General features: G+C 64.2%; 25 protein-coding genes. 3 read left to right on the forward strand and 22 right to left on the reverse strand.

The annotated features are described in order from the left end of the window. Positions 1-69 precede the first annotated feature (69 nt). Complete coding sequence (gene guaD, locus B0G75_RS30975) at positions 70-1,443, forward strand: guanine deaminase (RefSeq protein WP_106313836.1); 1,374 nt, start codon at positions 70-72, stop codon at positions 1,441-1,443. A gap of 108 nt (positions 1,444-1,551) precedes the next feature. Here the strand turns inward: guaD and B0G75_RS30980 are convergent, their stop codons facing one another. The 3 genes from B0G75_RS30980 to B0G75_RS30990 are packed head-to-tail and all read right to left on the reverse strand — an operon-like array spanning position 1,552 to position 3,889. After that, positions 1,552-2,025 carry a DUF3828 domain-containing protein gene (locus tag B0G75_RS30980; protein ID WP_106313837.1) on the reverse strand — a complete coding sequence of 158 codons (474 nt, stop codon included), beginning with the start codon at positions 2,023-2,025 and terminating at the stop codon, positions 1,552-1,554. 8 nt (positions 2,026-2,033) lie between these two features. After that, on the reverse strand, positions 2,034-2,645 hold the full coding sequence (locus B0G75_RS41880) for a hypothetical protein (RefSeq protein WP_308705938.1): 612 nt from the start codon (positions 2,643-2,645) through the stop codon (positions 2,034-2,036). After that, positions 2,645-3,889, reverse strand: coding sequence for an NAD(P)/FAD-dependent oxidoreductase (locus tag B0G75_RS30990; RefSeq protein WP_106313839.1), 1,245 nt, complete (start codon positions 3,887-3,889; stop codon positions 2,645-2,647). Before B0G75_RS30990 ends, B0G75_RS41880 begins: the two co-directional genes overlap by 1 nt. Positions 3,890-4,025: 136 nt before the next feature. Here B0G75_RS30990 and B0G75_RS30995 point away from each other — a divergent pair, with 136 nt between their 5' ends. Beyond that, a complete protein-coding gene (locus B0G75_RS30995) occupies positions 4,026-4,754 on the forward strand; it encodes a class I SAM-dependent methyltransferase (RefSeq protein WP_106313840.1) in 729 nt (242 codons plus the stop codon). 139 nt (positions 4,755-4,893) lie between these two features. Here B0G75_RS30995 and B0G75_RS31000 read toward each other — a convergent pair whose 3' ends face one another. From B0G75_RS31000 to B0G75_RS31085, 18 genes are read right to left on the reverse strand one after another with little or no spacing between them, the layout of a single operon-like run. Further along, positions 4,894-5,337 (reverse strand): excinuclease ABC subunit A, encoded by a 444-nt coding sequence (locus B0G75_RS31000; protein ID WP_106313841.1) that lies wholly within the window; start codon positions 5,335-5,337, stop codon positions 4,894-4,896. Between the two features lie 60 nt (positions 5,338-5,397). Continuing rightward, positions 5,398-5,820: a hypothetical protein gene (locus B0G75_RS31005; protein ID WP_012434020.1), complete on the reverse strand. Its 423-nt coding sequence runs from the start codon at positions 5,818-5,820 to the stop codon at positions 5,398-5,400. Between the two features lie 39 nt (positions 5,821-5,859). Further along, positions 5,860-7,101, reverse strand: coding sequence for a beta-ketoacyl synthase (locus B0G75_RS31010; RefSeq protein ID WP_106313842.1), 1,242 nt, complete (start codon positions 7,099-7,101; stop codon positions 5,860-5,862). Further along, positions 7,098-8,324 (reverse strand): beta-ketoacyl-ACP synthase, encoded by a 1,227-nt coding sequence (locus tag B0G75_RS31015; protein ID WP_106313843.1) that lies wholly within the window; start codon positions 8,322-8,324, stop codon positions 7,098-7,100. The genes B0G75_RS31010 and B0G75_RS31015 overlap by 4 nt, the downstream gene beginning before the upstream one ends. Further along, positions 8,324-9,049 (reverse strand): 3-ketoacyl-ACP reductase FabG2, encoded by a 726-nt coding sequence (locus B0G75_RS31020; RefSeq protein WP_012434023.1) that lies wholly within the window; start codon positions 9,047-9,049, stop codon positions 8,324-8,326. Before B0G75_RS31020 ends, B0G75_RS31015 begins: the two co-directional genes overlap by 1 nt. Next, entirely contained in the window at positions 9,046-9,531 is a 486-nt protein-coding gene (locus B0G75_RS31025) for a hotdog family protein (protein ID WP_106313844.1), read from the reverse strand. The genes B0G75_RS31020 and B0G75_RS31025 overlap by 4 nt, the downstream gene beginning before the upstream one ends. A 20-nt stretch (positions 9,532-9,551) precedes the next feature. Continuing rightward, a complete protein-coding gene (locus B0G75_RS31030) occupies positions 9,552-10,733 on the reverse strand; it encodes a beta-ketoacyl-[acyl-carrier-protein] synthase family protein (protein ID WP_106313845.1) in 1,182 nt (393 codons plus the stop codon). Then, positions 10,730-13,138, reverse strand: a complete 2,409-nt coding sequence (locus tag B0G75_RS31035) for an MMPL family transporter (RefSeq protein WP_106313846.1) — start codon at positions 13,136-13,138, stop codon at positions 10,730-10,732. The genes B0G75_RS31030 and B0G75_RS31035 overlap by 4 nt, the downstream gene beginning before the upstream one ends. Continuing rightward, the gene (locus B0G75_RS31040; RefSeq protein WP_106313847.1) at positions 13,138-13,824 is read right to left on the reverse strand and encodes an outer membrane lipoprotein carrier protein LolA; all 687 of its coding nucleotides are present in this window, start codon (positions 13,822-13,824) and stop codon (positions 13,138-13,140) included. The genes B0G75_RS31035 and B0G75_RS31040 overlap by 1 nt, the downstream gene beginning before the upstream one ends. Continuing rightward, complete coding sequence (locus tag B0G75_RS31045) at positions 13,812-14,243, reverse strand: thioesterase family protein (RefSeq protein ID WP_106313848.1); 432 nt, start codon at positions 14,241-14,243, stop codon at positions 13,812-13,814. The genes B0G75_RS31040 and B0G75_RS31045 overlap by 13 nt, the downstream gene beginning before the upstream one ends. Further along, complete coding sequence (gene hutH / locus B0G75_RS31050; RefSeq protein WP_106313849.1) at positions 14,240-15,835, reverse strand: histidine ammonia-lyase; 1,596 nt, start codon at positions 15,833-15,835, stop codon at positions 14,240-14,242. Before hutH ends, B0G75_RS31045 begins: the two co-directional genes overlap by 4 nt. Further along, complete coding sequence (locus tag B0G75_RS31055) at positions 15,822-17,546, reverse strand: glycosyltransferase (protein ID WP_106313850.1); 1,725 nt, start codon at positions 17,544-17,546, stop codon at positions 15,822-15,824. The genes hutH and B0G75_RS31055 overlap by 14 nt, the downstream gene beginning before the upstream one ends. Beyond that, on the reverse strand, positions 17,546-19,252 hold the full coding sequence (locus tag B0G75_RS31060) for an AMP-binding protein (protein ID WP_106313851.1): 1,707 nt from the start codon (positions 19,250-19,252) through the stop codon (positions 17,546-17,548). The genes B0G75_RS31055 and B0G75_RS31060 overlap by 1 nt, the downstream gene beginning before the upstream one ends. Further along, complete coding sequence (locus tag B0G75_RS31065) at positions 19,249-19,908, reverse strand: hypothetical protein (protein WP_106313852.1); 660 nt, start codon at positions 19,906-19,908, stop codon at positions 19,249-19,251. Before B0G75_RS31065 ends, B0G75_RS31060 begins: the two co-directional genes overlap by 4 nt. After that, positions 19,908-20,159, reverse strand: coding sequence for an acyl carrier protein (locus B0G75_RS31070; protein WP_007180827.1), 252 nt, complete (start codon positions 20,157-20,159; stop codon positions 19,908-19,910). The genes B0G75_RS31065 and B0G75_RS31070 overlap by 1 nt, the downstream gene beginning before the upstream one ends. 3 nt (positions 20,160-20,162) lie before the next feature. Then, entirely contained in the window at positions 20,163-20,462 is a 300-nt protein-coding gene (locus tag B0G75_RS31075) for a phosphopantetheine-binding protein (RefSeq protein ID WP_106283313.1), read from the reverse strand. Then, positions 20,437-21,231, reverse strand: a complete 795-nt coding sequence (locus tag B0G75_RS31080; protein ID WP_106313853.1) for a 1-acyl-sn-glycerol-3-phosphate acyltransferase — start codon at positions 21,229-21,231, stop codon at positions 20,437-20,439. Before B0G75_RS31080 ends, B0G75_RS31075 begins: the two co-directional genes overlap by 26 nt. Further along, a complete protein-coding gene (locus tag B0G75_RS31085; protein WP_106313921.1) occupies positions 21,215-21,970 on the reverse strand; it encodes a beta-ketoacyl synthase chain length factor in 756 nt (251 codons plus the stop codon). The genes B0G75_RS31080 and B0G75_RS31085 overlap by 17 nt, the downstream gene beginning before the upstream one ends. Positions 21,971-22,276: 306 nt before the next feature. Between B0G75_RS31085 and B0G75_RS41555 the strand changes: the two genes are divergently transcribed. Then, the gene (locus B0G75_RS41555) at positions 22,277-22,399 is read left to right on the forward strand and encodes a hypothetical protein (RefSeq protein WP_258194794.1); all 123 of its coding nucleotides are present in this window, start codon (positions 22,277-22,279) and stop codon (positions 22,397-22,399) included. A gap of 256 nt (positions 22,400-22,655) precedes the next feature. Here B0G75_RS41555 and B0G75_RS31090 read toward each other — a convergent pair whose 3' ends face one another. Further along, positions 22,656-23,360, reverse strand: a complete 705-nt coding sequence (locus tag B0G75_RS31090) for a DUF4136 domain-containing protein (protein ID WP_106313854.1) — start codon at positions 23,358-23,360, stop codon at positions 22,656-22,658. Positions 23,361-23,582 lie beyond the last annotated feature (222 nt).

Below are 23,582 nucleotides of genomic sequence, written 5' to 3' on the forward strand. Positions count from 1 at the left end.
CGACTGAGAGCCAATGATCGAACCGTCGTCCGGACTGTGCAGCTTCTCACAATCGGAGACGGTTTTTCCATGACTCAATCTGCCAAACCGGCCAAAGCAGCCAAATCGGCCCAAGCGGCATTCCGCGCGCAACTGCTGACCTTCAACGGCGATCCCGCGCAATCGCCTAACGCGGCGGTCTTCCACGAGGACGGCCTGCTGATCGTCGAAGACGGCCATGTCGTCGCGGCCGGCGCGTATGCCGCGCTCGCGCCGCAACTCGCGCCCGGCACCCAGGTGCAGGAAATGCGCGACAAGCTGATCGTGCCGGGTTTCATCGATACGCACATTCACTATCCGCAGACGGACATGATCGCGTCGCCGGCACCGGGTTTGCTGCCCTGGCTCGAGACATACACCTTCCCGACCGAGCGCCGCTTCACGGATCCGGCCTACGCGCGCGACACGGCGAGCTTTTTCGTCGACGAACTGCTGGCGTGCGGCACGACCACCGCGCTCGTGTATTGCACGGTTCATAAGGAATCGGCCGACGCGCTCTTCACCGAGAGCGAAGCGCGCAATCTGCGCATGGTGGCCGGCAAGGTGCTGATGGACCGCAGCTGCCCCGAGTTCCTGCGCGACACCGCGCAATCGGGCTACGACGACAGCGCCGAGTTGATCGGCCGCTGGCACAATCGCGGCCGCCAGATGTATGCGCTGACGCCGCGTTTCGCGCCGACTTCGACCGAAGCGCAACTCGAAGCGTGCGGCGTGCTGGCGGGCAAGCATCCGGACATCTTCATTCAGAGCCACGTCGCGGAAAATCACGACGAGGTGAAGTGGGTCGCCGATCTGTTCCCCGGCCACCGCAGCTATCTGGACATTTACGATCACTACGGACTGCTGCGCCGCCGCGCCGTATACGGCCACTGCATCCACCTCGACGCGGAAGACCGCAGACGTATGGCGCAAACCGGCACGGTCGCCTCGCATTGCCCGACCTCGAACCTGTTCCTCGGCAGCGGCCTGTTCGATTTCGACAAGGCCGATGAGGCCGGCATGCCGATCGCGCTGGCGACGGACGTCGGCGGCGGGACCTCGTTCTCGATGTTGCAGACCATGAATGAGGCGCATAAGGTCGCGCGTCTGGGCGGCCATCATCTGACGGCCACGCGCATGTTCTATCTGGCTACCGCCGGCGCGGCCGAAGCGCTCGATCTGGCGGACAAGGTCGGCACGCTGAAGCCGAAGTCCGAAGCGGACTTCGTCGTGCTCGATCCGCGCGCGACGCCGCTGCTCGCACGCCGCACCGCGCGCACTGAAACATTGGAAGAGTTGCTGTTCGCATTCGCGCTGCTCGGCGACGATCGCGCGATCTATGAGACGTATGCGGCCGGCAAGCGCGTGCATCGTCGCGATGATGTGCGGCAGAGTGCGTCGAGCGCGGCGAGGATCGCTGCTTGAGCTGGTGAGTTACGCAACTGAGTAGAAAACGGCGCTTCGATCCTGAAGCGCCGTTTTCATTTGCTGCCCGCCGCGCGTGCCCCTCGCGCTCATCCCTTGAAACAACGGCTATTCGGAGCCGTTAAGATCATCGACCTTGATGACTTTCCACTGACCGTCGGGTTGCTTCCGCATGAACGCCAGAACCGTCTGAAGCGTGGCCTTGGTATCGCGTCCAAGAACGACCGGAACGACAGCGGTGTCGCCGAACATTAGGGCTGGTCGCGCATCAATATGTGCGGCCCAGTCCTTCCCGTCGTAATCCTGAACTTTCGTAAAGGGATCGCTGTCGCCGGCGAACTTGTTCGCCTTATACGCCGCACGCAAAAACTCGACAGTCGGCTTTGCTACGTATTGGAAAATTTCTTTATCCAGCAAGGGAAACCCACGATTTTCCGAATCGCGCTTGATGTACCACGCGTAAAACGCCTTCGCGCTTGCCTCGGGCGTGGCCGGTTCCCCATGCGCCAGAGCGAGCGGGTGAAAAATCAAACCGAAAACCATGCTGAGCGCGACGGCTAGAACCGCTAGATATTTTTTCATTGTCGTGTTCAGTTGTGGCGGTAGATTTTGTACGGCGGTTGTACGGTCCGATATTCCTGATTCGGATAGAACCCGTGATATTGCTTGAAGTCCGAAACCCAGATTTGCCCGTCGAACATCGCCATATGTCCAGCAGGATGGTTCGCGATGGGGTGAATCACAACCACGTCCCCCTTTGTAAGGTATGCGGAATTGACTTCATAGAACCCGGCGCTCATCAATGATTGTCCGTAGTCTTTCGCGTCTCGCGTTCGATCAATCATGATCCCGCCTCGCTCAATCGCCAGTCGCACAAACTTTGCGCAATGACCCGTGCTTATCACCGAGGCATGAGCGCTGACATACTGGGCGGCGGCAGTTCGATCATAAGCAGGCATTCGTGTGTCCTCGAGTTTTAATTGAAATTGAATGCTAGCCACCCCCACTCGTCTTGAAATCAATTGTTGACACTTGTTTGCAATTGCACGCCTTGCGCGGCGACCTCGACACAGCGCGCCCAGATCTGGTGGAAGGAACAACCCGGCCTTGATCGGGACTCGAATTGATTCCCGGAAATGGATAGAAAACGGCGCTTCGATCCAGAAGCGCCGTCTTCTTTGATGCCTGCCGCGCAGTTGCATTAACGCTGCATGCACACCTCATGCAACGCATTCAACCGACGCACCGGATCGGCCACATACGGATTCGTCTCGTCCCACGCATAACCCGCCAGCACCGCGCTGATCATGCGGCGAATCGACGGCGTCTGGTCCGGATAAAAAATGATGTCCTGCAACGCACCCGAATACCAGCGCTCGACAAAAGCGCGGAACGTATCGATCCCCTTGCGCAACGGCACGTCGTAAGCTGTCGACCAGTCGACCTGCTCGCCGTCCAGTTGCCGGTTCAACGTCTGCACCGCGAGATGCGCCGAGCGCAGCGCGATCGTCACGCCGGACGAAAACACCGGATCGAGAAACTCGCCCGCATTGCCGAGCAGCGCGTAACCCGGCCCATGCAAACGCTCCACGTTCGCCGCATAGCCGCCAATGTGGCGCACCGGCATCAGGAACGGCGCGTTGGCGATCAGGCGGTTCAGCGTCGGCTCCTGCTGGATCAGCGCGCGAAGCTTCGCGTCGCGCTCCGCGTCCGGCACGTCGAGGAAACTCGCCTCGGCGACACACCCCACCGACGAACGGCCACCCGCCAGCGGAATCATCCAGAACCATACGTCGCGATGTTGCGGATGCGTCGCCACGCAAATCTTGTTGCGGTCCGTCATGCCCGCTGGAATGCCGTCCTGCACGTGCGTGAAGATCGCGGCGCGCGTCGGCATGCGCGTCGGCGCTTCGAGGTTCAGCAAGCGCGGCAGCACGCGGCCGAAGCCGCTTGCGTCGAACACGAAACGCGCTTCGATCTGATAAGCGTGATCCGCTTCGTCGATCACATCGACCAAAGGCGTGGCGCCGGTATGAACCGCGCGCACCGTATGGCCGAAGCGCACTTCGGCGCCCTGCTCCGCCGCGCAGCGAATCAGAATGTCGTCGAATACCGCTCGCTCGACCTGATACGTGGTGCCCCAACCGGGCGAATGCTTGTCGCGAAAGTCGAACGCCGACGACTGGTCGCGATACACGAAATGCGCGCCATTCTTGTACTGGAAGCCCGCTTCGACCACGACCCGCAGCATGCCGGCCTCTTCGAGGTAGGCCATGCTTTGCGGCAACAGACTCTCGCCGATGGAAAAGCGCGGAAAGTGCTGGCGTTCGAGCACCAGCACGGAGCGCCCGGCTTTGCGCAACAAGGCTGCCGCAACCGCGCCCGCCGGTCCGGCACCGATGATCACGACATCGACCGTCGTGTGCTTTGACGAATGTGTACTCAAATTTGCCTCAATCGTTTGGCTTGCCCGGAGCAGCGTTTCGCTGCATCCTTACGTCTCGTTACAATTTCGCTTCAACGCCCCGAAGGATAGCTACGGGGCGGGCACAACAAGAACGCTATTTCGCCGGGAGCCCAGCGTGTCGCCATCCGAAACATCCAGTGTGCCTTTCGTGCCGGAAACGGCGTTCGGGATCTGGTTCCTGCGTACCTATACCTGGGAACATCATGTGCTGCGGGTCGCGATCAACGACCTTAAACGTCTGATCGACACGCCCTTGCCCGAGGCGCCGGTGATCGTCGACGTCGGCTGCGGCCAGGGCATCTCCTTCCGTTTGCTCGCCGATGCGTTCAAGCCGCGCCGCCTCGTCGGCATCGACTTCCACGAACCGTCGTTGACGCTCGCCGCTCAGGCGGCAAACGCCTGCCGCGACAAGCTGGCAGATATCGAACTGCTGCACGGCGACTGCGCGAAACTGCCGCTGCCGGACGCGAGCGCCGATATCGTGTTCTGCCATCAAACTTTTCACCACCTCGTCGAGCAGGACCGCGCGCTCGCCGAGTTCCACCGCGTGCTCAAACCGGGCGGCGTGTTGCTATTCGCCGAATCCACCGATGCGTACATCAAATCGTGGGTAATCCGGCTGCTGTTCCGTCATCCGATGCACGTGCAAAAGAGCGCCGGCGGCTACCTCGACATGATCCGCCACGGCGGCTTTAACTTCAGCGAGCGCAACGTGTCGCTGCCCTACCTCTGGTGGAGCCGAGCGAAAGACTTCGGTCTGCTCGAACGGCTCGGCCTGTCTCATCCGCAACCCGGCAAGCGTCGCGAAACGCTGGTCAACGTCGCGGCGGTCAAAGCCGGTTAATTCGTCGCAAGGCACGCAGCAAAACACGCAGCAAGGCACGCGCCTGATGCGATAAAACTGCGCGAAGCGGCGTACACCGCCTTCCCGCTTGCCCCGCGCGCATGCGTGCTACTCCGCGCTGGCTCGCGCGGACCCACTCTTACTTGCGCAACGTCACCACTTCACCCGTCAGCGCGACGCCGGCAATCACAGCGCCCGCGCCGCACGTGTACTCAGTGGCGCTCTCACGCAACTCGTTCTTGTAGTTGCTCTTGATGTTGATCACCGCGTTGCCGCCTTCCTTGCGCGCGCGTTCCTGCAACTCGATCACCGCCGAGAGGAAAACGTGCTGGCAGGCTTGCAGATCGCTCTTGCCGAACGCGTTGGTCTTCTTGTTGGTGGCGAATTCACCCATTGTCTTCGCGACTGCCGGATGGCGCTGGCCCGCAAAATACAGCCCGATGTCTTCGCTCACTTTGCCCGGTTCGCTTTGCAAGGCCTGCTCGACCGGAAAGTAGCTGACCGTATCACGAGCGAAGGCCGGCGCTGCGCTCAGCGTGGCAAACGAAGCAAGCAATGCGGCAAACAGCAGATGGCGTTTCATAGAGACTCCTTGGTGGTTGTTGTTGCTCTGTGAGTTCTTTTTCAATCAGCCTGATTCGGCTCAGTTCGATTCCAGCACGACGAGTTGACCGCTTACCGCAATCGCGGCGGCGCTCGGACTAACGCCGCAGGTGAACTCGGTCGACGAGTTGCTCTCGGTGCTATGAAAACGCGTCGACACATCGATCACGGCATTGGCGTGGCGTTCGTTGGCCGCCGCGCGCAGTTTCTGCATGGCTTCGGCGAGCGCTGCGTGACAGGCGTCATCGGGACCGGCGACCTTGCGCGCGATCCGCACGGAATACGACACGTCGCCCAGTCGGCTCTTAACCGCCGGGTGGTTCTGTTGCCCGAAATACACCGGCACGTTGCCGCGCGATTCGCCGCCGGCCGCGGCGAGCGGCAGCGACTTTACCTGCGTGGCGCAACCCGCCAACGTCAACGCCATGACTGCCAATGCGCCCAGTACACCTGTTCTTTTCATTTTTTTCTCGCCTTCGTTTTTTATAAAATCGCGGCCGTTTCAGCCGCCCTGCCATGCTTGGAACACCAAACTTGCGCAACTTCCGCCGAACCCGTATGACACCGACATCGCCGTGCCGATGCGCGCGTCGCGCGCCGTGCGCACGAGCGGCATGCCGTCGAGCGCGGGCTCCGGCGCGTCGATATCCGCCGTGCCCGCGATAAAGCCGTCGCGCATCATTAGCAGCGTGTAGATCGCTTCGTGCGCGCCGCACGCGCCGAGCGGATGCCCGGTCATGCCCTTGGTCGACGAAAACGCCGGCACGCGATGATCGAACGCCGCGCCGAACACTTCGTTCAACGCGTGCAGTTCTTCCAGGTCGCCGAGCGGCGTCGACGGTGCGTGCGTGTTGATGTAGTCGGGACGCTTGCCCGCTTCGTTCAGCGCGCCGCGCATGGCCCGCGCGATCCCCGCCGCGCGCGGCGTGACCATGCCGGCGCTGTCCGTGCAGTCGCCGAAGCCGGTGAGCTCCGCGTAGATCCGTGCGCCGCGCGCGAGCGCATGATCGAGCGCTTCGAGCACCAGCACGCCGCCGCCCGACGCGATCACGAAACCGTCGCGCTCCGTGTCGTAGGGACGCGATGCCTTCTGCGGCGTGTCGTTGAAGCGGCGCGACAACGCGCCCATCGCGTCGAACATCAGCGTCATGTTGTCGTGCAGCGACTCGCTGCCGCCGGCCAGCACGATCTGCTGACGGCCGGTCTGAATCAGCTGCATCGCCTGGCCGATCGCGAGCGCCGAAGTCGTGCACGCCGACGAAGGCGAATAGCTGACGCCTTCGAGCCCGAACACCTGCGCGACGTTGGCCGACGCGGTGCTGCTCATCGCTTGCGGCACGACGTAGGGCGGCACTTTCTCGACGCCGCGCGAATTGGCGACCGCCATGGCCGCGTCGTAGCTCGGCATGTTGCCTACACCCGAGCCGATCACCGTGCCCGCGCGCGGCGAGCGTAGCGCCTGAGCGTCGAGTCCGGCATCGCCGATCGCCTTGCGCGCGGCATGACACGCAAACCGTGCGGTGTCACCCATGAAACGTTCGAGCTTGCGCTCGAACGGCGTTTCGTGCGCGACCGACGCAACGCCCGCCACCTGCGAGCCGAAGCCACGCTCGCGCCATGCGTCGATCCGTTCGATCCGCGAGCGGCCCGTGCGCAAAGCAGCGGAGACTTCGTCGAGCGTATTGCCGAGACACGATACGATCCCCATGCCGGTCACGACCACGCGTTGCATCGCGACGCTCATCGAACGCGCCTGAAAATCAGCGAAGTGTTGATGCCGCCGAACGCGAAGTTGTTGCTCATCACATATTCGGCGTCGATTTCGCGCCCCGTGCCGACGATGTAATCGAGCGGCGCGCAGGCCGGATCGACATTCGCCAGGTTCAAGGTCGGCGCATACCAGTTGCGCTTCATCATCTCGATAGTCCACCACGCTTCGAGCGCGCCGCACGCGCCGAGCGTGTGGCCGACATAACTCTTGAGCGAGCTGATCGGCATGCGCGCGCCAAAGGTCTGCGCGGTCGCATGGCTTTCGGCAATGTCGCCGCGATCCGTCGAGGTGCCGTGCGCGTTCACATACGCAATCGCTTCGGGCGGCAGTTGCGCGTCATCGAGTGCGAGCTGCATCGCGCGCGCCATGGTTTCGGCGGTCGGCTGGGTCATATGCGCGCCGTCCGAGTTGCAGCCGAAGCCGACAATCTCCGCGTGAATCCGCGCGCCGCGCGCAACCGCATGTTCGTATTCTTCGAGCACCAGCGTAGCCGCGCCTTCGCCGACCACGAGGCCGTCGCGCGCGGCGTCGAACGGACGCGGCGTCAGATGCGGCTCGTCATTGCGCGTGCTGGTGGCGTACAGCGTGTCGAACACGGCGACAGCCGGACCCGACAATTCCTCCGCGCCACCGGCGAGCATCAGCGTCTGCTTGCCGCTCTGGATCGCTTCATACGCATAGCCGATCGCCTGGCTGCCCGACGCGCACGCGCACGATGTCGGAATGATCCGCCCTTTCAGATCCCAGAACAGGCTGACGTTGACGGCTGTGGTATGCGGCATCATCTGCACGTAGCTGTTCGACGTGACGTCGCTCATCGAGCCGGTTTCGAGCATCGTGCCGAACGCGCGGATCGGCTGCACCGAGCCCGACGACGATCCATAGGCGACGCCCATGCGGCCGTCCTTGATGGTGGCGTCGTCGGCGAGGCCCGCGTCGGCGAGCGCCAGTTCGCTGGCGCGCACCGAGTACATCGACACAGGCCCCATCGAACGCGTCTTCTTGCGCGGATAGTGCGCGGGCGCCGTGAAATCCGGCAGCGGACACGCGAGCCGCGTATGCAGCGATTCGAAGTAATCCCACTCGGGCATGCGGCGCACGGCGTTCACGCCGCTTTTCAAGCGCGCTTCGATCACGTCCCAGCTATCGCCCAACGCCGTGACGCCGCCCATGCCGGTAATGACAACGCGCTTCATCAGATCATCCCGCCGTTGACGCCGATCACCTGACGCGTGACATACGAGGCCGCATCCGACATCAGGAAGCTGACCACGGACGCCACCTCGGCAGGCTGGCCGACGCGGTTCATCGGCACCGTCTTGAGCGCCTGTTCGAGCGGCATTTCATCGAGCATGCCGGTCTCGATCAGACCCGGCGCCACGCAATTGACGGTGATGTTGCGCGACGCCAGTTCGACGGCGAGCGCCTTGCTCGCGCCGATCAGGCCGGCCTTCGCCGCGCTGTAGTTGACCTGGCCGCGGTTGCCCATCACGCCGGACACCGAAGCGATCGTGACAATGCGGCCGCCCTTGCGGGCGCGCACCATCGGCATGGTCAACGGATGGACGACGTTGTAGAACGAGTCGAGACCGGTTTCGATCACAATGTCCCAATCTTCTTCGGTGAGCGCGGGAAACGCGGCGTCGCGGGTCACGCCGGCGCTGCACACGATGCCGTAGTACGGGCCGTGCGCCGCAACGTCCGCTTCGAGCACTTCGCGGCACACCGCGCGCTCGCGCACGTCGAATTGCAGCACGCGCGCCGTGCCGCCCTGCGCGGCAATGCCCGTCGCCACCGCATCGGCTTCGCTGCGCCCCGTGCGGCAATGCACGGACACCGCGAAGCCGTCGGCGGCCAACTTGTACGCAATCGCGCGGCCGATGCCGCGGCTTGCGCCGGTAACGAGAACACGCCGGCTCATGAACTGAAACTCCCTTCGATGAATGACTGAAAATCGCGCGGTTGAAAAACCTTGATGACGGCTTCGGCGCATACCGTGTCGCCGTGCCGGATGATGCATTCGTAGGCGCCATGGCCCTCTTCGCTGCGCAGCAGTTCCACGACGTGGACGGATAACCGCGCGCCGCCCGCGAACGACGGCTGCAATGCCTTGTAGCTGCGCGAGCCGAGCAACACGCCGGGCCGCGCGCGGCCGCCGCCGCGCATGGCCAGCAACGCGACGTGCGCGGCGATCGCCTGCGCCATGAGTTCGATGCCGATCCACGCGGGCATGGCGCCGTCGGCGTCGGCATACCAGGCGTCGGCGCGCACCGTGGCGCGCGCGGTCAGCGTTTCTTCGCTGAATGTGTCGACAGAATCGATCAGCAGCATGGTGCCGCGATGCGGGATGATCGCTTCGATCGGCTGCTGGAGCAGTTCGTCAACGGTGGGCGTCGGGTTCATTGCCTGGCTCATCGTGCAAGTCATCGGGCAAGAACGAGGCTGACATTGCTGCCGCCGAACGCAAATGAATTGCTCATCGCGTATTGCGCGCCGCCTCGCGGCATGAAGCGTTCGCTAACGACCAGGTCCAGTGCGGGCAACGCGGGATCCGCCTCGCCGTCCCACAGATGACGCGGCAGCGGCACGTTGTCGTGCGCCAGCGAGAGCCACGTGAAGGCGAGTTCGGTGGCACCCGCAGCGCCGAGCTGGTGGCCGGTCAACGGCTTGGTGCCGCTGGTCGCCACGCCTTGCGGAAACACTCGCGACATCAAACCCGCTTCCATTTCATCGTTCTTGCGCGTGGCGGTGGCGTGCAGATTCACATAGCCGATCGCCGACGACTCGATGCCCGCATCGGCCAGTGCCGCGCGCAAAGCGAGTTCGCCGCCCACGCCTTGCGGGTCCGGCGACGAAATGTGATGCGCGTCGCTCGATTCGCCGACGCCCGCAAGCCGCACCGCCGCTTCGTCGCGGCTCATCAGGAACACGGCTGCGCCTTCGCCGACGTTGATCCCGCACCGGTTGCGGCTCATCGGATTGCTGCGCACATTGCTGGTCGATTCGAGCGATGCGAAACCCTGCACCGTCAGCTCGCACAACGAATCGACGCCGCCCACCACGACGGCGTCGCACAGTTGCAATTGCAGCAACCGGCGTGCGGACGCAAAGGCCTTCGCGCTCGACGTACACGCAGTCGAGATAGTGAATGCCGGACCGTGCACGCCCAGCACAGCGGCGGCGAACGGCGCGGCGGTGCCGATTTCCATTTGCCGGTAGTTGAAGTTCACGGGCAGATCGCCCGCTTGCGCCTGATAGACGAACGCCGCTTCGGCGGCTTCGATACCCGACGTGCTGGTGCCGAGCACCACGCCGATGCGATGCGCGCCGTAGCGCTCGCGCGCCGCCTCGACAGCAGGCGCGATTTGCGTCAGCGCGGCGAGCAGCAAGCGGTTATTGCGGCAGTCGTAACGGGCGAGTTCGGCAGGCGGCGCCAGCTCCAGCGGCGCGAGTACGCTGCCGACGAAAGCCTCGCCGATCCCTGTGTGCGCGTTCGCCATACCCGGCGAACGACCGGCGGCGAGCGCCGGGACAATACTGTCGAGGTCGCCGCCGAGCGCGTTGATCATGCCGAGCGCGTGCAAATAAACTGATGGCGCTTTCATGCGGCCCTCCTTGATTCCAATGGCATGCCGATCGGCGCGAGCAGCACCGAAACCGCAATGCCGAGCGCGAGCGTCGCGCCGAAACTCTTCAGCGCAGGCATTGCGCTCATGCCGAGCATGCCGAACGACAACAATGTCGTGGCCGCCGACAGCAGTACGCCCGTCCACACCGCGCCGAGATCCGCGTCCGCGCGCAGGCAGCCTTCGCGCAGGAATACGGCATAGTTTGCGCCCACGCCGAGCACGAGCATCAGCGCGAGCCAGTTGAACAGATTGAGCGGTACGTGCGCATAGCCGAACACGGCGAGCGTGACGCCCACCGCGAGCAGCACCGGCAAGGTCACGGCGATGCCCCCACGCACTTTGTATCTCAGCATCAACAGAACGAGCACGAGTGCAAGCGCGCCGCCGAGCCACCAGCCGCTATCCACGCGATACGCGCCGAACAGTTTCGACACGCTGGCAGCCTTGTCGACGAACACCACCCCGGACAAGCTCTGCGCGGCCGCGATCAACGCGGGTTCATTCTGCGGCGTCACGCCCTGCGGGATGACGACCGCCGCATAGGCTTTCGTCGACGAATCGACTTCGCCGAGCCAGAGATGTTTGTACGGTTGCGACCACGGCGTCGCGAGCCACGTATCGATCGTGAGCGGCGCTTGTGGTTTCGCGTACGCGGCGAGCCAGGCGTCGGCGACTTCGTCCTTGAAGCCGGCTTGCAGAAGCGTGGCGCGCAACGTGGCCGGATCATTGAACACGTGTTGCGCGAGCAACGCGCGGTCTTCGTTCTGCTGCTTCGCGGAGGGCACGAACTGCGCAACCGATTGGTAGCTGCCGACCTTGTTCGCGGTGCCGTTCAACGCATCCAGTTTCGCGCCCAATGCTTCCGCGCGTTGCAAAACGAGTTCCGGCGTCTCGCCGCGCACGACGAAAAACTGCGCACTGTTATCCACACCGACCGCCGCACGCACTTTGTCTTCCTGAGCGACCAGCGCCGGATCGCGCTGGATCAGCAGATGGATATCGTCGTCGCTGGTCAGGCGCAGCCAGCCGGGAATCGCCAGCAGCAACAACAGCGCCGCCACGAACCACGCTCGCCTGCCGCCGATCGTGCGATGCCACACCGTCAGCACGCGCGCCGCACCTGCAAACACGCGCTTCGGGCTGCGTTTGGGCGCGCGGGTGAGCAACGCGGGCAGCAGCCAGAGCACGGAGGCGAACGCCGTCGTAATGCCGGCAATCGCGAAACAGGCGATCTGCTTGAGCGCGGGAAACGGCACCCACGTGAGGATCGCGTAGCCGAGCAGGCTCGTCGCGAGCGCCACGCTCAGCGCGGGACGCACCCCGCGCGCGCCACGCCGCGCGTCCCAATCGCGTTGCGCGCCGAGATACACGACAAAGTACTGAATCGAATAGTCGACGGCCTCGCCGATCAGGCTCGCGCCGAACACGAGCGTCAACAGGTGCAGCTTGCCGAATATCAGCATCGTCACCGCCAGCGCGCAGACGATGCCGAGCGCGGTCGACACGAAGCCGAGCAACAACAGACGCGGCGAACGGAACACCCACATCATCAGCAGCGCGATGCCGCACAGCGACGCGACGCCGATCAGATGCACTTCATGTTCCGACGCGCTGCGTGCCGACTCCGCGTAGAACACGGCGCCGGTTCGCGCCACGGAGACATCCGGGAACGATTGTTTTAATGCGCCTTTGCCTTGAGCGAGCGCCGCGAGCACCGCGTGCTGCGTTTTGGTTTCGTAAGCGGAGCCCGGCAGCGTCGCGACGATCAGCACGCTGGTGGCAGCGCCGCGATGGGCGACCAGCATGTTGTCTTCAAGTTCGAGATTCGATGTGGCGAGCGGCAGGCCGCCGAGCCAGTGTTCGAGCCAGCCGAACGGATCGTCGGCGAGCGGCGTGGTGAGTCCGCCGCGCAGCGGGCTGTAGATGCGCTGGGCGAGCGTGTCGTGCAGCGTGGTGCCAACCGTGCCGTTCGCGAGCGCCGCGCGGTCTGCCGGCGCCAGCAAGCCGAATCGATATGGCATGTACAACGCCGCGATCTGCGACAGATCGAACGGCGGCAACTCGGCCGTCACCGAACCAAACGCGCCGCTCTTTTGCAACGACGCGCCCAGTTGTTTCGCCGCGGCTTTCGCATGCGTGTCGTCGTTGCTGGTGACGAGAAAAACGGTGCGGTCGCCGAGCGCGCTCGCCAGTGTATCGACCGCCTTTTCGGCGACCGGGTCGGCCTCGGTCGCCGGCAACAACGCGAGCAGATTGGTTTGCAGCGGCGACGGCCCGACGAATCGCCAGCCGCAGTACAGCGCCGCAACGAGCGCGAGCAGCAGCCACGCGGCGCGCATGCCCCACGCCTGTTTCGCGGATCGCTGCTGCAGCATGTCCATTACGGCGCCCCGAGCAGACCGCGTTCAGCCGCGGTGAGTTCGGTCACGGCCGCGCTCTTCGTGAATTCGAGTTGGGTAATGTCACCGTTCGCGAGCGTGATGCGCAAGCGCTGCAGATAGTCGCCTCCGTTCATCTCCAGAGCTTTGATCGACTGCGCGATCTGCGGCTGATTCGGCGTGAGTTGCATACGCCATTGCGCGGCGCTGCCTTCGGCTTGCACGTCGAATTGCGAGTACAGCGCCGATAGATCGCCGCCGAGCATCGCGCGCATCATCTTCGAGACTTGCGCGACACCGCGCGTGCCCTGCGCGCTGTGAGCCGTGACGCGCTGGCCGTTGGCGTTGACTTCGGTCACTCCGGCATCGGTGATCACGTAGGTGGCTTTGTATGGCGTGTCGATCTGCCAGATCACGCCACGTTCGCGGAAGAACAGCAGCGAGCCGGTGCTCACGAGCGGCTGCTTCATCGCGGCGAGCGTTTGCGTCTGCGTGAATTGCGCACGCACGCCCTTGGCCTGCGCGAGATGTGCGGCAATCTGCGAGACGAGCGCGGGATTGCCGGGCGCGGCTTCTTTCGTCGAAGCGGATGCAGCCGATGCGGGTTCGGTCCATACGACTGTCGCGGCGACTACGCTCAACGCGCTCAATGCGCCCGCGATCACAGCGCGGAATTTCATCGTGCCCATACGTGCTCCAGTTTCTCGAACACGACCGGCGGCGAGACGAACTGCAACTCCTGGGTGACGGCATCGACCGCGACCTGGATCGTGTAACCCTTGGTCAGCCGCGTACCGGTCGCGCAATCGACGATTTCATAGCCTATTTTCAGGCGGTTTTCGTGTTCGAGCAGTTGCGTGCGCACTTCGATCTGCTGACCGTACGTAGCCGGCTTCACGTACTTGAGATGCGCTTCCACGATCGGCCACAGATAACCCGAAGCCTGCATCTCGCGATAGTCGTAGTCGAACGCGCGCAACAGCGCCGCGCGGCCGATCTCGAAGTACTTCAGATAATGGCCATGCCAGCAGACGTTCATTGCGTCGACATCGTGGAACGGCACTTCCACCGTCGCGCTCGCGCTCAACACTTTGCTGGAACCGGTCATGCGCTCGGTCCTCCGCGATAGTCGCTCGCCAGATCGCACGCGGCAATGCGCGCGGTCAGCGCGCGCAGCTCGTGTTCGAGTGCGCGGTCTTCGTCGACGAACGGCGACTGCGCGCCCACGCTGTCCATGAACGCCTGCAGCGGCGCCGGCATCGGCGTCGCGCTATCGATCTTCAAGCGCAGGCGCGCGGCTTGCACCGTCGCAAGCGTATGCGCGGCGGCCACCTGTTCGGTCAGTTCCAGCACGCGCAAACAGTCGCGCGCGGCGATCGTGCCCATGCTGACCTTGTCCTGATTGTGCGCCTCGGTGGAGCGCGAAAAGACGCTCGCGGGCATCGTGTTCTTCAATGCCTCGGCAGTCCATGCGGACGACGAAATCTGCACCGCCTTGAAACCGTGATTGATCGCGGCGCGCGCGGGCGTCGCGCCCGACAGATTGCGCGGCAAGCCATTGTTGAAATTCACGTCGACCAGCAATGCGAGTTGGCGGTCCATCAGATCGGCGAGATTGGCGACCGCGACCTTCAGCGAATCCATTGCGAAGGCGATATGGCCGCCGTAGAAATTGCCGCCGTGCAGAACGCGCTCGTTGTCTGGATCGATCAACGGGTTGTCGTTCGCGCTGTTCAGTTCGTTCTCGACATCGCGGCGCACCCAGGACAGTGCATCGCGCGCCACGCCGATCACATGCGGCGCGCAGCGAATCGAATAACGGTCCTGCAGACGGTGGCCCGGCGTGTCGTCGCGTCCGGACAGGTCATCGCGAATCCATGCCGCGGCTTCGGCCTGGCCGGCGTGCGGCTTCACTCCGAAGAGCATCGCGTCGAAGTGCGCGGCCCGGCCGTCGAGCGCGACGGTGCACAGCGCGGTCAGGCGCGCGGTGAGGCGCGTCAGATGATCGGCGCGCGCGAACGCGAGACAGGCGAGACCCGTCATCACCGCCGTGCCGTTCATCAGCGCGAGGCCTTCTTTCGGCGCGAGCGTGAGCGGCGCATGGCCGAGTTCGGCCCACACTTCGCGCACGTTACGCAGCTGTCCTTCGAACATCACGTCGCGTTCGCCCGCGAGCGCGGCGGCCACATACGAGAGCGGCGTGAGATCGCCGCTCGCGCCGACCGAGCCTTCCGACGGAATGCGCGGCAGCACACGGTGATTGACCAGGTCGGCGAGACGTTCGAGCAACACGGGACGCACGCCGGAAAAACCATAGGCGAGCGAGTTGAGGCGCGCGGCGATCACCGCGAGCGTTTGCGCGTCGTCGAGATATTGGCCCATGCCACAGCCGTGATAGCGCGTGAGTTGCAGCGGCAACGCTTCGACCAGTTCCGTCGGCACGTCGACCACGCAGGCGTCACCGTAACCGGTGTTGACGCCGTACACGGTCGCGCCCGCGGCCAGATGCCGGCGCAGGAAATCCGCGCCGCGCTGGATGCGCGCGCGCCATGCCGGATCGTCGCTCAAGGCAACCGGCGCGCGATGCTGCGCAATCGCGACGACCTCTTCGATCGTCAGCTTGCGGCCGCCGATCACGACAGCGGCGTTGTTCACATTTGCGTGCGCATTCGGCACATCGATCAGATCATGTTCGGCCATTCGCGCCTCGCTTGGGGCTGGCCCAGAAATCGAAGAAATTGAACCATTGATAAGGTGCCTTGCGGCAATAGTGTTCAAGACGCACGGCATAGCGCTGCGCCCACGCGGCGAGATGCTGCGCGCGTTCACGGCGCGGCAGTTCGATGCGCTCGGCGAACGGTTCGAAATACAGACGGTAGCCGTCGCGCTCTTTCAGGCAGAAGAACAGGTAGACGGGGCAGCCGAGCGCATGCGCGAGCACGTATGGACCTTGCGCGAACGGCGCGGTCGAGCCGAGGAATTGCGCCTCGGTCGTGCGGCCCGCTTCGTGCGCGGGCACGCGGTCGCCGACGATCACCAGCAGCTCGCCGGCATCGACGCGCTCCTGCATCATCATCGCGGTCTCGGGACCGAAGTCGCTGACTTCGAGCAGATGCTTCGCGAACTCGCTATTGGCCGAGGCCAGAATGCTATTGAAGCGGCGCGCGTGTTCCGTATAGACGACCGCCGTGACCTTCGCATAAGCGCCCTGCGCGGCGAGCGCGCGGGTCATCTCCAGATTGCCGAGATGCGCGCCGATCACGAGCGCGCCTTTGCCGCTCGCCACCAACGCTTCGAACGCCGAAGGATCTTCGAATTTGACGTCGGCGTTGTTCACGCGCCCCGACCATGCCGCGAGTTTGTCGAAGCCCGATTGCGCGAACGCCAGCATATGGCGATACGCGGACAGCCAGCCTGGACGCGGCGTGTCCGCGTGCGGCGCAGCCTCGCCGAGATGCTTGAAATAGTTGCTGGAAGCTTCGCGCGCGGCGCGGCCCGTCACTAGAAAATACGCGACGATCGGATGCAGCCACAGCGCGGTAAAGCGCCGGCCGAACAGCTTGCAACTCAGCGCGAGCAGCGACATGCCCAGATGACTGCCGCGTTCGGCGATGCGCCACCAGTCCTGTTCGTTTTCTTTGCCCTGCTCGCCAGCACGTGCGGAGCGACGCGGCATGACCTTGTGCGCGAGCAGCATCGGCAGACGCCACAGCATGCCGAACACGAGCCGCGTATGACTGCGGCTGATGCGCACGTTGTCCCACAGCACGTCGAAATGCGAGACGCCGTCGTTCGCGTAGGTGACGCGCGTTGGAATCGAGCGGAATGCCGCGCGCCGCCAATACAGACGCACGAGGATCTCGATGTCGAAGTCCATGCGCGTCGGCAACTGCACGCTGTCGATCAGATCGCAGGCCAGCGCCAGCGGATAAAGACGAAAGCCGCACATCGAGTCGCGAATCGTCAGCGAAAGCGTTTCGATCCATACCCATACGTGCGTCAGATAACGGCCGTAGAGACGCGCCTTCGGCACGCTCTCGTCGTAGACCGGACGGCCGAGAATCACCGCGTCCGGTTCGGCGCGCGCCGCTTCGATGAAACGCGGCACGTCGGTGGCATCGTGCTGGCCGTCGGCGTCGATCTGCAACGCGTGCGTGTAGCCCGCCTTGCGCGCGGCGCGCAATCCCGCCATCACGGCAGCGCCTTTGCCGCCGTTCACCGGCAGACGCAGCAGCGTGAGCCGCCCGGCGTACTGCTGCGCGAGCGCGGCGAGCACCTGCTGGGTGGCCTCGTCGCTGCCGTCATCGACGACGAAAAACGGCAGGCCGTGAACCGCCAGATGCGCAACGGTCGAGCCGATCGCGTCCTTATGGTTGTAGATCGGAATGACGATGCATGGGGAGACCGTCATCACGCGGCCTCCCCGTAGACGATCACGCCGGACGCGCATTCACGGCCGTTCATGCGATAAGCAAACTGCACGCGCCGGCGCGCCGCATCGTGCGCGAGCGTGAGCTCGAGCACCGCGCCCGGCGAGACCGGCGCCATGAATTTCAGTCGATCGATCGACGCCAGCGCGCGCACGCCCGGCACGTGCTCGGCGGCCAGACGCATAGCCCAATCGACCTGGACGACGCCAGGCAGAATCGGCAGGCCGGGAAAGTGGCCGGCGAAATGCACGAGCGTCGGCGGCACGCGCAACTCGTAGTGCAGCGTATCGCCGCTGCGCGCTTCGGCGAGTACTTCCATGCCTTCGCTACGCGGTGCGAACGCGGCCGCCACGGCAGCGACCGGCAGTTTGCCGCGTGCGTCGAACGGCAACGTGACGCGAAAACGCCAATGGCGCGGCAGCACGACGACATCGAAATACTCGGCGAGATGCCGGCGCAGGACCTTCGCGAGCGCCACGCGGCCTTCGTCGCGCAAAGCCGCGCCGCCCGCTTCGGTCAGCGCTACGACTGCGCCGACGCGCTCGCGCGAGGCGCCTTCCAGCGGCACGATTGCCGCTTGCGCCACATACGGGTGCAGCGCGAGGCGCGCTTCCAGCTCCGGCAGCGAGACGCGTTTGCCGTCGAGCTTGAGCACGCGATCGAGCCGGCCTTGCAGGCGGAAACGGCCCTCGTCGTCGAAGGCGATCTTGTCGTCGGTGCGATGCCAGCCGGCGTGATCGAGATGCGGCGAGCGGACGTTCAGCGCGCCGTCGTCGTCGCGGCGCACTTCGATGCCGGACACCGCTTGCCAGGCGTCGGTCTGATCCTGGCGCCGCCACGCGATGCCGCCGGTTTCCGTGCTGCCGTAAATTTCGAGCGGAGCAGCGCCGTACGCGGCGGCGTATTGCTGTGCGGCTTCGAGCCCGAGCGGACCGCCCGATGAAAAGAACGCGCGTGGCGCCGGCGTCAGGTCCGCGAAGCCGGGCAATGCGGGCCAGCGCGACAGTTGCGCGGGTGTCGAGACGATCACTGCCGCGCCGCATTGGTCCATCTGCGTTTGCAGATGCAACGGCTCGATGCTCACCGCGCGATCGAACGCGCGGCCGGCTGCGAGCGGCCATAGCACGCGGAACAGCAAGCCGTAGATGTGGTGATGCGGCACGCTCGCGAGCATCGTCGCGTCGCCGACTAGCGCGCCCCACTGCTTTTCGAGCGTGTGCACTTCGGCGTTGAATTGCGCGAGCGTCTTGCGGATCGGCTTGGGCCGGCCGCTGCTGCCTGAGGTGTAGAGCGTGAGCGGAGCTTGCGGATCGATCGGGTAAGCGCCGCGGGATGTGTGCGCTGAGGCAGCGGCGGCGGCAGACGCGAACGGCGGCAAATCCGCATCCGTCAGCACCACTTGATACGCGTCGGCAAGATCGGCGAGATAACCGGGCGTCGAGTTGGCCGGAATCACCGGCTCCTTGCCGCACGCGAACAGCGCAAAGAGCGCGCAGGCGAAATCGAACGGATCGTCGATGCACAGCGCGTAGCGTTGCGCGTCTTGCGTTTGCACTAGGGTGATTAGCGCAGCAACACGCGCGCGAAACGCCGCGCGATCGAGCAGCGTGGCGCCGTCCCGGCATACGGCTGCATGCACCGCGGCAGCGTCATCGGCCACCGACAACAGATCATGCAACGCGATCATGCCGCCTCCGAACGCGCGGCGCGCGGCAGCACGACCAGATAACGCCAGATGACCTCGGCCACCAGCAGCACGCCAATCAGCACATAGGCGATCGCGCCGTTGTAGAGCGACCAGCTCGCCTGGCTCCAGTACAACGCCGTGTACGCGGAAAACACGCCGTTCAGCGCGAAGAACGCGCACCACACCTGGGTCACGCGCAGCGTATGGCGCACCGCGCCCGGCGGCAAATTCGGATTGCCGAGGCGTGCGAATTTTTCGATCATCGACGGCCCGTGCACGAGCGTCGCGCCGAACGCGATCAACAACCCCAGATTGACGAGCGACGGGTAAAGACGCAACAGCAGCTCGCTATTGGTCAAGACGATCGCCGCCGACGCGCAGCTGAGCAGACCGACCACGGTCCAGTCGACCGCGGAGAGCCGCCGCAGCGAGGTCGCGACCGGCCCGCTGCCGGCCCAGCGCTGCAGCCACAGGATCGCGAACAGCATGCAGCCGACGTAGCGCGGCGTGTCCCATTTCCACGCGCACAGAATCAGCGCGGGGTACGCGAGCTTCAACAGCACCTGCACGACGGTTTTGCCCAGATGGCGCTCAGTGCCGGGCGAGGCATCGGCGGCCCGATCCGCCGCTTGCGTTCGCGAGCGCACGGCGGGCATCAGCCTTGTGCCGCCAGCAGCGATTCGACCGCACCGATCACGTCGCCGACGGTGCGCACCGACTTGAACTCTTCCGGCTTGATGCGGCGGCCGGTCATTTCCTGCAGTTTGATCGCGAGGTCGACGGCGTCGATGCTGTCGAGATCGAGGTCTTCGAACAGATGCGCCTCGGGCGTGACGCGCTCGGGCTCGATAGCGAAGTTCTCTTTGAAGATGGCGCGGATGCGCTCCAGAATCTCTGCCTCGGACACGGTTTATTCCCCTTTTCTGGTTGTTTCGTTCACGGCGTGCACCGCTTCGCGCTGGCTCGCCACCAGCGCCGCCAGCGTGCTGATCGAGCGGAAGTGTTCGCGCGTGCGCTCGTCGTTCGCTGCGATGGTCAGTTGGTATTGTTTGCGCAGCACGATGCCGATTTCGAGCGCATCGATCGAATCGAGACCGATGCCGTCGGTATCGAACAACGGGGCATCGTCGTCGATATCGGCCGGGCTCAGGTCTTCCAGATCGAGAGCTTCGATCAGGAGCTGTTTAATTTCCAGTTTTAAAGAATCCATAATCGAACAGGTGCTGGGTAATGTGGGCTTCGACGGCGCTCGTCACGCTGCGCGCCGCGAGAGCCGGTGGAGTGTCATTGGCCGCGAGCTGGTCGACACCGAGCGGCTCGAGCACGTTCACGCGTATTCTGAACGCGCGCGCCGGCACGTCGTACCAGCGCATCTGCTTGGTGAACGCGGGCGGGTCGCAGTCCATCAGCACCGGGACGATCGGCGCGCCGACCTTCAGCGCCATGTGCGCGAAACCGCGCGAAAATGCGTGCAGCCGGTTCGGCGCGGGGCTGCGCGTGCCTTCCGGAAAAATGATCATGGTATAGCCTGCCGCCAGTTGCTTCGCGCCGGCCTCGACGAGTTCCGCGGGATCGGCATTGCTGACGTATTCCGCCGAGCGCACGATGCCCCAGAAACACGGGTTGCTCCAGTGCGCGTTCTTCACCACGCAGCAGGCATGCGGCGTGAGCGACAGCAGCACCATCACGTCGAGATAGGTTGGGTGATTGGCAACCACGATCGCCGGGCCGCCCGCGCGCAACGCCTGCACACCCGACACCTCCAGTTCCATCACGCCGATGCGTTGCAATACCGCGACCAGCGCGCGGAAAAACCAGTGAATCACGCTCGTCACCGCGAATTGGCGCGAGGCGCGGTGCGGCCACAACCAGGCAAGCGGAAACACCACCACGGAAAACAGCACGCCGCACACGCCGAAGACCACGAAAGCCATGCCGGTCGCGCAGAATCGCCAGAAGTAATCAAGCCGCGCGGTCATGCCACCTCCAATGCCAGGTGGCGCCGGCGTTTTGCCAGGCGGTGGGCAAGCCGGTTTCCAGACAGTGCTGCAGCGCCTGGCTCTGGGTCGCGAAGAGGGTTTCCGGGGCGGCGCTTTCCGTCCCGTCTGTTTCGCCTGTTTTGTCTGCGCGGGTTTGGCTCACCGGCGCGGAGTCTGACTGGACTGCGCGTGACACCGTACACTCCAGCTCGCCCGTCGCCGATTCGCTATCGAGCAGGATGGCGATCGCGCCGCCCTGCACTTCGTCTTCGATCGTGCCGTATGCCGGATCGGCCGGTTCGTCCGCGTAGACCAGCAGCGTCGGCGAATCCGGCTGCGCGGCATATTGCGCATGGGCTTCCAGAAGCGCGTAACCCAGCGTTTCCGCACCCGCGGAGATCGCGCTCGCCGCAGAGCGGTCGCCGCGCGCAATGCCGAACACGCCGGTCATGGCATTGAGCACCGAGAGGCTGAAGGCGGTCGGCGAGACCGGCTCGCCCGCGCTGATGGCGCGCAGGATATCCGTGGTGCGCCGCAATTCCCCGTGGCGCGAGGCGAACACGACCCGCACCGTATCCGTGGCGACACAATCGTGCGCAACCTTCAGCGCCACCCTGGACAGAGTGCTCAGACGACGCCGCACGATCGGCTCGATGAAGCCGATATCGGGTGCGGCAGATGCGGCAGCAGGCCAGCTAGACCAGCGAGCGACCGGAATGGTCCAGTGCAGATCGGGCATATCGGTGTTCGCGCGTAGAAGCGAGGAGAGGCTGAAGCGCCTGACGGAATACGGCACCGTCACAGCGTGTACGCGCCGCGCGGACCGGCAATCTCCAGCCGGGTCGATCCAATCTTCTTAGATAGGGTTCAGCGGATTAACGGCACTTGGCCCTGATTATTTAGGCGCCTTTGTCAATTCGTCCGAAGGATTGTAGTGGGCGCCCTATGGTCGCCGGAATCATACTGAATATTCTGAGATAAATCAGCCACAAAAGACGTATCCATCTGTATCCGTATCTCTCATGCGACGCCAGCTTGAAAAGCCATGGCACTGGCCTCCGGCGGCATTTTCCGCACCGCGAACAAACCCTCTGCCCATCAGCAGCGCGGCTTGCCGCCGATCCGGACCCGAAAACATTTCGCCGAATACAGCGTTGCTTTCAATTAACTTTCTTAAAAAGTGTTTCAGATTGGAAGGCGCTTGCGTTGTTACCCGGCCTCATTTATGAATGCGCGACGCCGGGAAACTCGGGTCTGCTGTTCGCGCGATGCAAATGGGGTCCGCGGAATGCTCGAAGGCGGTATCGGCCGCGGCGCGTAGCGCTCTCCGGCGTTGAAAAAGCAGAACGGCCCGACAGGGTGACCTGTCGGGCCGTTTATCCACCACCGACGTCGCCGTCTGACGCGCGCCAGCCAGGTACTATTCACTGAACGACTTTCGCGCTGGAGGCCGGCATCGGCGCGGCGGCGGGCGCCGTGTCGGTCGCCACCATTTCGTTCGATGGCCCGCCACTCTTACCGACCGGAATCTTTACCGTATGAACCACGCCGTTGCCGAGCGGGAAATCGGCCAGCGCGCTACGCGCCAGATACGGCATGGCCCGAACCAGCGACGACTCGCCACCCGTATTGCGCGCCGTCACGTTGTAGACCTCCTTGCCGCTCGCACGCTCGGTAATCCGCACGCCCAGCAGGTGAGTGAAGATCGGATAGCTCTGGTTCACGTAAGTGGCCGGGAATGCGCCCCACGGGCCCCACGGATCGAACGGCCGGCCATAGCCCCAGTACGGCGCCGGCCACGGGTTGTAATACACCGGCTCCGACACCGTCACCATGTCCGAACGGATCCCGTAGGCCAGTCCGACCAGATAGCGCGCTTGCGCACTGTCGACCTGACGGAACGAATGCGTGGCGAGTTCGTTCGCGACCAGGCGCTCGTAAGTGGTGAGTTCAAGATTGTTCTGCTGGTCCGCCGCTCGCGTGAACGCATAAGTTCGGGTGGCGTCGTTGCCGCTCCAGTCGGAGAAGGCTGTGACCTGAGTGGTGACGTAGGTCGTGCAGCCGGAAAGCAGTACCGCCAGTGCGCCCAACAGCAGCGTGGCGTGGCGGGTCCATCGATCGATTTTCATGGTCTACCTCGTGAAGCTTTCAAGTTGCCTCTGTATTGTCCGCCAAACCCGGCCCCGTCGACGCACAGGCTTTCCCGCACCGGGGCGCCCGATAATACGCTGACCGGCCGACTCGGTAAAAAGTTCGCTCCGCACAATTCGCCGAGGCTTTGTACAATGGCTCGACATGCCCGGCCCGCACGCCAGAAGCGCGCTCGCCGGCTCGAGTTCCAACACTACAGA

This window comes from Paraburkholderia sp. BL18I3N2 (assembly GCF_003001875.1).
In the GTDB taxonomy this organism is placed as follows: domain Bacteria; phylum Pseudomonadota; class Gammaproteobacteria; order Burkholderiales; family Burkholderiaceae; genus Paraburkholderia; species Paraburkholderia phytofirmans.